Origin of the sequence: Bacillus sp. AFS001701 (genome assembly GCF_002559405.1) — a bacterium.
GTDB lineage: Bacteria > Bacillota > Bacilli > Bacillales > Bacillaceae_G > Gottfriedia.
Window position 1 is genome coordinate 1 of sequence record NZ_NTZO01000551.1, and the last position, 4,690, is coordinate 4,690.

Annotated in this window: 5 protein-coding genes and 1 riboswitch; of the genes, 1 reads left to right on the forward strand and 4 read right to left on the reverse strand. The window is 33.2% G+C overall.

Annotation, left to right across the window (positions count from 1 at the left end; all coding sequences use genetic code 11):
- Positions 1–168: 168 nt before the first annotated feature.
- Positions 169–1,140, forward strand: a complete 972-nt coding sequence (locus tag CN514_RS22660) for a 2-hydroxyacid dehydrogenase family protein (protein ID WP_098234509.1) — start codon at positions 169–171, stop codon at positions 1,138–1,140.
- A gap of 357 nt (positions 1,141–1,497) precedes the next feature.
- Here CN514_RS22660 and metQ read toward each other — a convergent pair whose 3' ends face one another.
- The 4 genes from metQ to CN514_RS25985 all read right to left on the reverse strand — a co-directional run.
- Complete coding sequence (gene metQ, locus CN514_RS22665; RefSeq protein ID WP_286141801.1) at positions 1,498–2,319, reverse strand: methionine ABC transporter substrate-binding lipoprotein MetQ; 822 nt, start codon at positions 2,317–2,319, stop codon at positions 1,498–1,500.
- 22 nt (positions 2,320–2,341) lie between these two features.
- Positions 2,342–3,010, reverse strand: coding sequence for a methionine ABC transporter permease (locus CN514_RS22670; RefSeq protein WP_098234511.1), 669 nt, complete (start codon positions 3,008–3,010; stop codon positions 2,342–2,344).
- Position 3,011: 1 nt separating this feature from the next.
- Entirely contained in the window at positions 3,012–4,016 is a 1,005-nt protein-coding gene (locus CN514_RS22675) for a methionine ABC transporter ATP-binding protein (RefSeq protein WP_098234512.1), read from the reverse strand.
- A gap of 139 nt (positions 4,017–4,155) precedes the next feature.
- Positions 4,156–4,266: riboswitch (SAM riboswitch) on the reverse strand.
- 78 nt (positions 4,267–4,344) lie between these two features.
- The coding region (locus CN514_RS25985; RefSeq protein ID WP_176526040.1) for a hypothetical protein at positions 4,345–4,690 on the reverse strand (346 nt) is incomplete at its 5' end.

Below are 4,690 nucleotides of genomic sequence, written 5' to 3' on the forward strand. Positions count from 1 at the left end.
CGAAAATTTGATAATTAATTGACAAGATTGTTTTTCATTGCTGGCAAAACTTAAAAATAAATATATTCTTTAAACTGCCAAATACTAAATTAAACAAAAACTTGGAACTTCATTTATAATAAAAACGTTAACATTCAATTATTAAACTGTTGAAAGAAGGTTTCTAATTTGGCACATATCTTAGTAGCGGGAAAAATACCAGAAAAAGCTGAGGAATTATTAAAAGATCATCATGTCATTGTTTATGAAAATGAGCAATTAATTACAGAAGATGAATTGTGTGAACTTGTTGGTGGGGTAGATGCAATTTTAAGTTTACTATCCACACCAATCACAAAAAGAGTAATTGATGCTGCTAAAAATGTAAAAATTATTGCTAATTACGGAGCGGGATTTAATAATATCGATGTAGATTATGCAACTAGTAAGGGGATCCATGTTACAAACACTCCACTTGTTTCTACAGATGCAACTGCTGAGTTAACTTTTGGAATTCTCTTAGCTGTTTCCAGAAGAATAGTCGAAGGAGACGAACTTTGCCGTACAAAAGGTTTTGAAGGATGGGCTCCATTATTCTTTAGAGGAACAGAAGTATCAGGAAAAACTTTAGGTATTTTTGGTTTTGGAAATATCGGACAAGCAGTAGCTAAACGAGCTAGGGCGTTTAATATGGATATTATTTATCATCAACCAAGAAGATTGAGTAATGAGCTTGAACAAGAATTAAATGCCACATACGTTTCAATGGATGAATTATTACAGACTTCTGACTATATTACCCTTCATTGTCCTTACAAACCTGAGCTACACCATTTATTTGGAAAAGAAGAGTTTTACAAGATGAAAGATACTGCGTTTTTTATCAATGCAGCTAGAGGCCCTTTAGCGAACGAACAGGAATTAGTAGACGTATTAAAGGATGGTGTTATTGCTGGTGCGGCTTTAGATGTATTTGAATTCGAACCAAAAATAACAGAAGAACTAAAATCACTTACGAATGTTGTATTAACACCTCATATCGGTAATGCAACATATGAAACTCGTGATGCTATGTCAGAAATAGCAGCTAAAAATATTATTGAGGTTATGGCTGAACGACCACCAATCTCACCTGTAAATCAAATCCTTGTGAAGAATTAAAAATAAAAAGGGCTGTTTAATAAGTTAGATTCACTGACTTATGTACAACCCTTTTTTTATTATTAAAATTCATTTACGGGTACTTTGGTGTGGGAGGTATTTTCATTCATTTGTTGTTTGTAATCGATCTTTTTAGAAATAATTCCACATAAAAGTCTCTACAATTGTACAATTTTAAGCTGTAATACCTTTACTAGTATAGGTAATTTTCAATTTTTTTTGCGATTCCTTGGCATTTAATTGCAAATTCCCAAACTTTATTTGCGATTTTCAAAATTTATTTGCAGTTAATAGTTTTTCAAATAAAAAAGAGGGTTCCCATAAAAATCACCATTTGGGATACCCTCTCTTTTCTTATTATTGACCTACAGGTACTACAGCACCTTTATATTTTTTAATGATGAAATCTTGAATTTCTTTAGAGTGTAATACTTTTACAAGCTCTTTGATTTCTTTTTTATCTTTGTCACCTTTACGAACAGTGATAATGTTTACATATGGAGATTCTTTACCTTCTAAAGCAATAGCATCCTTCATTGGGTTTAATCCAGCATCAATCGCGTAGTTTGTGTTAATTAACACTGCATCGCCTTCATTGTTTTGATAAACTTTTGGAAGCATTCCAGCGTCTACATCAGCTTGGAATTTTAAGTGTTTTGGATTCTCAGCAATGTCTTTTATTTGAGCTGTAGTTGGATCTACTCCAGCTTTAAGTTTAATTAAACCTTCATGTTGTAATAAGCTTAACATACGACCATGGTCAGCTACTGAGCTACTCATGATAATTTTCGCTCCATTTGGTAGATCATCTAAGCTCTTATATTTTTTAGAGTAAACCCCGATTGGCTCAATGTGGATCCCACCAGCGTTTTCAAATTTATAACCATTTTCTTTCATTTGAGATTCTAAGTATGGAATGTGTTGGAAATAGTTTGCATCTAATTCTTTTGAAGCTAATGCTTTATTTGGTAATACATAATCCTGGAATTTAACAATTTTTAAGTTAATTCCTTCTTTTTTAAGGATTGGTTTAGCTTGTTCTAAAATAACTGCGTGAGGTACATTTGATGCACCAACCACTAATTCTTTATTTTTATCTTCTCCACCTTTATTACATGCTGCTAAAGATAATGCTAAAACACCCGCTCCTACTATTCCTACGATTTTTTTGAATTTCACTGTCATTTCCTCCCTTATATGATTAAGCTCTTTTATCTATTTTTGTTGTAATTAAATCACCAATAAATTGAAGAATGAAAACGATTAATAAAATAATGACTGTCGCAACAAGCGTTACTTGGTTATTAGTACGTTGATATCCTTCCATAAATGCTAAGTTACCAAGTCCACCACCACCTACTACACCAGCCATTGCTGTGTAACCAACAATTGCGATTGTAGTGACAGTTAAACCTGAAATGATTGCTGGTAATGCTTCTGGGATTAATACTTTTATGATGATTGTAAAGGTACTAGCTCCCATCGCTCTTGCAGCTTCGATTACACCTTTATCTATTTCACGTAATCCGATTTCGACCATCCTTGCATAGAATGGTGCAGCACCGATAATTAATGCTGGTAATGCTGCTTTTGCTCCAAGCATTGAGCCAAGTATAAAGATCGTAAATGGAATTAATAAAATGATTAAAATGATAAACGGTATTGAACGAAAAATATTTACAAACGCTGCTAGGATTGTATTAAAAAATTTATTTTCAAGTAACTGGTCTTTACTAGTTAAAAATAAGAATAAACCTATTATTAGTCCAAAAATGAACGTTGCAAGCGCAGCTATTACTGTCATGAATAATGTTTCTTGAGTAGCTAAAAGCATTGCATCCCAATCAACATTCGGAAAAAGTTGTGTCATCTTATGCTACCTCCACTTCGACTTGTTTTGATTCTAAATAAGCGATTGCCTCTTTGATGTTATTTATGTCTCCAACAAGTTGAATCTTCATTGTCCCATAAGAGCCTTCAGCAGTTTGAACAATTTTTCCTTGCAAAATGTTAATCTCAATATCAAAGTGCTTAACTACCTCAGAAATGTGCGGCTGATCTGCTTGGCCATTTTTAAAGGTTAGTTTGTAAGTATTATCCTTCCCATCACCGTGAGAAATTAGTTCACCTTCATCATTACCTTTGATTTGTGTCACAAATTTCTTTGTAATTGCTTGTTTAGGACGAGTAAATACATCTACAACATGGCCTTCTTCTACGACATTTCCATTTTCCATTACTGCTACACGTTGGCAGATCTTTTGAATTACATGCATTTCATGAGTAATCAGGATGATTGTAATACCAAGCTGTTTATTAATATTTGTCAGTAAAGCTAATATTGAATCTGTTGTTTCTGGATCTAGTGCAGAAGTCGCTTCATCGCATAAAAGAACATCTGGGTTATTAGCAAGTGCTCTTGCAATTCCGACACGTTGCTTTTGTCCTCCACTAAGTTCAGAAGGGTAAGCATTTTCTCTACCTTCAAGTCCTACAAGTTTAATTAATTCTTTCGCACGAGCAATGCTTTCCTTTTTTGAAACTTTAGCAATTTCAAGTGGGAAAAGTATATTTTCTAATACTGTTCTCGACCACAATAAATTAAAATGTTGAAAAATCATACCTATTTTCTGTCTTGCTTTTCTTAACTGACTAGATGAGCATTTAGAGATCGATTGACCATTAATAATCACTTCTCCTGATGTAGGAGACTCAAGTCCATTTAGCATACGTAATAGCGTACTTTTCCCTGCGCCGCTATATCCGATCATGCCAAAAATTTCACCTGCTTCAATAGTTAACGAAACATCTTGTACCGCGGTAACTGTTCCCTTTTTACCCTTGTAGATTTTACTTACATTATTTATTTGAATCATACACTTGTTCTCCTTTCAAAACATTCTAACAACTTATCTTTCAATTTTTTGTAAGAAAATACTTTTTTAGTCGCATAAAACAAAAAAACCTTTCAACTCACATGAGCAGAAAGGTTTAACATACAAAAAGTATTCCTTTCTCTCATCTCTCAAAGCATATGCTTTGCAGGAATTAGCACCATTTCAATGACGATCATTGACGGTTGCTGGGTTTCACAGGGCACAGTCCCTCCACCTCTCTCGATAAGAGTTAATCTTACGATCTATTAAGTTGTTTCACGTAATTTCTTTAACGTAAGTCCAATTCTACAAAGTTAGACACTAGTTGTCAACAATTTTCTAAAAGTTTTTTTTCATTTTCAACACTCGTATATTGAAAAATCGTTTCCATTAGTAGTAATAATCGATAGTTCCCCTCAAAAGAAGCATCACTCAGTTTTAATAAAAGTCCTAACCTTTGAGAACCTGAATTTAGATATTCCCATCCATCTTTCGAAAAATTAACTCTAAGTTGCGGAATCGAACGATCAATTATTTCGATAAAAGGAGCCTTTTTACTTAACTTTATAAACACTTTTTCATTTTGACAGTTAAATTCTACAATCCTTTCTTCGATTGGCAAAATGATTTGTAAATATTCTTTTTTTATAAATAAGTTTCTAGCTTGTCCAATC

Excerpts from the sequence above, each read along its gene's own strand:
- CN514_RS22675 (WP_098234512.1), bottom strand. The coding sequence starts at position 4,016 with ATGATTCAAATAAATAATGTAAGTAAAATCTACAAGGGTAAAAAGGGA.
- CN514_RS22670 (WP_098234511.1), bottom strand. The coding sequence starts at position 3,010 with ATGACACAACTTTTTCCGAATGTTGATTGGGATGCAATGCTTTTAGCT.